The organism is Boseongicola sp., assembly GCF_057460485.1.
Genome location: NZ_JBVCWP010000410.1, coordinates 1 through 2,735, shown reverse-complemented (window position 1 = coordinate 2,735; position 2,735 = coordinate 1). Strand labels below are relative to the sequence as shown.

The window sequence follows — 2,735 nt, the reverse complement described above, 5'->3', positions numbered from 1 at the left end:
CGCAGCATGCTACGCAGTTCAAAAAGTGCGGAAATTTTGCTCATATGTCCGATACGCCGATAGTTTCCGCACATGGTTATCACACATTAGGGGAAGAGTGAGTAAGAAATTGTCATTCCCCATATTATCATGTTGACAATTTAAGGCGCTTGAAGCATGTGTCTAACTCTCCCTGAGTGTACGTGAGTGGTTGCCTCTAGAGTGTTTTAGAAGTTTCTGCCCCAGTTGCTGCAAGGCGACTGGGGTAATTTAAGCTGCACCGCCGCGACGTCGTTACCATTCTGACCGGAGCGTCATGGCGATCTACACTGCAGTCGCATCAGGCCGGTGCAGTCACTGGCACAAGCCGCAGTGAACGGCGGCTCTGAGCCCAATGCAGACATGTCCAGATTGCCAATCGTGCGTACGCAGAAAATGGGTCGCTGCTATTGACCCGAAAGACGCGCTGCGGTGCAGCTAGGAAAGATGGTGTATCGCGGCGGCTACAATTTCGAATGGTGTATTTTGATTGCGGCCCCTTCATTTAAGAAGATGTGATCGGGATCATCCTGGCCTTGAGCATCAAGGAGGGAGTGGCGATATGACGTATCTTGTGGGTTTGGATGTATCGGTGCAAGAGACAGCGGTGTGTGTTGTCGATGAAGTCGGCAAGGTGATCTGCGAGCGCAAAGTTCCAACCGAGCCGGATGACCTAGTTGAACTGCTGACCACGGTCGGTGGCGGTTATGTCCGGGTTGGGATCGAGGCGGGACCATTGTCGCAATGGCTGGTGAACGGACTGGCTGAGGCGAACTTGCCTGTCATATGCGTCGAGACACGGCACATGAAGGCGCTGCTCAAGGCCCAGCAGATCAATAAGAGTGATCGCAATGACGCCCGCGGGATCGCCCAGATGATGCGCGTGGGCCTTTTCAAACCGGTGCATGTCAAGACGCTAGCCGCTCAGGAACAAAGAATGCTGTTGACCAGTCGCAAGCTGCTCCAGCGCAAATTGCTCGACATCGAGTGCGACATGCGCGGCACGCTGCGCAACTTCGGCCTGAAGGTCGGTGTTGTCAGCACGAGGAATTACGAAGCGCGTATCCGCGAGTTGGTTGAAAGTTTCCCCAGACTGGCCGCAATCGTCGATCCTCTGCTGACGGTCCGGCGGGTGATGCGTCAGCAACTGGCGATCCTTCACAAGATGCTCCTCAATATGGTGCGCGCCGATCCGATATGCAGACGGTTCATGACAATGCCGGGCGTTGGTCCGGTTGTCGCACTCACCTATCGGGCATCGGTTGATCAGCCGCACCGCTTTGTGCATTCTAGGGATGTCGGCGCACATGCCGGTCTGACGCCCAAGCGATACCAGTCCGGCGAGATCGACTATGATGGCGGCATCTCCAAATGCGGTGACGCCATGCTGCGGACCATGCTCTATGAGGCGGCACAATCGATGCTCACCCATTCCCAAAAATGGTCGTGGCTTAAGGCATGGGCGATGCGGGTTGCACAGCGGCGCGGTATGCGGCGCGCGACTGTCGCACTTGCTAGGCGCATTGCCGTCATTCTCCACCGCATGTGGATCGATGGTACCGACTTCCGCTTCACCAACACCACCACCAAAACGGCCTAACAAATAGGCTGTGATCAAGAGATCTGCCTCGGCAGAATGATGTCCTCACGGGGACGACGGGTGGAGCGAGTTCGCAATGGCTGCAGATCCTGCTGCGCCCGTAGCAAGGGCGCCCGAAAGATTGAACCACTCCATCCTTCTTACCCCATCATGAGGCGGCCACGCGCCGACCTCGAAGAGAAGCACGAGCTCCGTGGCGACACATCCGCAAGGCAGATCAAGTGAAGAAGGAACATAAGATGAATTGATCAGCCCACTCTTGACATAGGCCGCGATAGAGAAGTGGACATTGGCTGCGCCGGCAGCGAGTTTTATGACCCTTATGACCGAGTTGCGGACTTAGCGGTTGTTGCGACGACAGTGCTGCCGCAATACTTTTCTACATCGGGGCTGCGTTCACCTCGATGGTGTTGAGGTCCGGGTCAAGCAGATAGAGTTGCGGAAAGCCGGCAAGACCTTCGCGAATGATCAGTACTCGTTTTCTGTCATTCTCCGGCAGGTCATCGCTAAATCCAGCCGCCTTCAAGAGCTCAACCATTCCCTCGAAGTCATCCGTCCGGAATGCGAAGTGAACATCGGCGATATCAGGTGATGTGGTAGCGCGATATGTCCCAGATTCATTGAACACGAGATGGACTTGGCGATCGTCACAACCAAGCCAGACTCCCGGTATCGGAAATGGTGGACGAGACAACCGCGTCAAATCGAAGAGACCCTCGTAGAAGGCGGCTGACGCCTCAACATCCCTAACTGGATACGACACGTGATGCAGTTGCATTTTCATCATGACAGCCTCCTCCTGAAACGACGAAATACCATGGCTGGCCGAACGAGGAAACCTTGCCGCGGGCTACACAGGGCTTCCGCCCCGTACTTACACGTCATTCGCTGCGACCATCCCCGATGTCAGCTATGCGGAGAGGCTGTGTGAAAACTCGGGATTCTTCATGATTTAGCGCCGCTCGTTTTCGGGAGTTGCTAATTTGACGGTTCAGCTCGACCAGAGCGTGCCTAAATCTGGCAATTTTTGGCATTTGTAAAAGCTTTCGATAGATTTCACACGGCCTCCGGACAAATCTGCCGTTCGTGAAAGATAATCCAAAGACCGCTTTCGGTG

2 protein-coding genes are annotated in these 2,735 nt (G+C 54.9%); one reads left to right on the top strand and one right to left on the bottom strand.

From position 1 onward, the window contains the following. Positions 1 to 580 precede the first annotated feature (580 nt). Positions 581 to 1,618, top strand: a complete 1,038-nt coding sequence (locus tag AC221Y_RS22910; protein ID WP_299757833.1) for an IS110 family RNA-guided transposase — start codon at positions 581 to 583, stop codon at positions 1,616 to 1,618. A gap of 379 nt (positions 1,619 to 1,997) precedes the next feature. Here the strand turns inward: AC221Y_RS22910 and AC221Y_RS22905 are convergent, their stop codons facing one another. Continuing rightward, positions 1,998 to 2,405 carry a VOC family protein gene (locus tag AC221Y_RS22905; protein ID WP_299757830.1) on the bottom strand — a complete coding sequence of 136 codons (408 nt, stop codon included), beginning with the start codon at positions 2,403 to 2,405 and terminating at the stop codon, positions 1,998 to 2,000. Between the last annotated feature and the right edge of the window lie 330 nt (positions 2,406 to 2,735).